This window comes from Aliivibrio finisterrensis (assembly GCF_008933155.1).
GTDB classification, from domain to species: Bacteria; Pseudomonadota; Gammaproteobacteria; order Enterobacterales; family Vibrionaceae; genus Aliivibrio; species Aliivibrio finisterrensis.
Genome location: NZ_WBVP01000135.1, coordinates 1 through 227, shown reverse-complemented (window position 1 = coordinate 227; position 227 = coordinate 1). Strand labels below are relative to the sequence as shown.

The following is a 227-nucleotide window of genomic DNA, read 5'->3' as shown; positions in this document are numbered from 1 at the left end:
GCTGATAATACCCAAACCGCGCCAAGCGTGACCGATTATGCTGTGGTAGGCGTTACTGGTGTCGATGCCAATAACCTCAGTGAAATCAATGGGCAAGTGGACAGTCAATCGTTGACTACCGTAGCTGGCATTCAAACTGTGGTTGATAGCTTAGCGATCATTCAAAGTTATGCCGCTGATAATACCCAAATCGCGCCAACGGTGACCAGCTATGTTGAGATTGGTGT

At 48.0% G+C, this 227-nt stretch carries 1 protein-coding gene; it reads left to right on the top strand.

Annotated elements, in window-relative coordinates; translation table 11 throughout:
- On the top strand, positions 1-227 hold a 227-nt coding region (locus tag F8B77_RS17840), incomplete at both ends, for a hypothetical protein (RefSeq protein ID WP_167512891.1).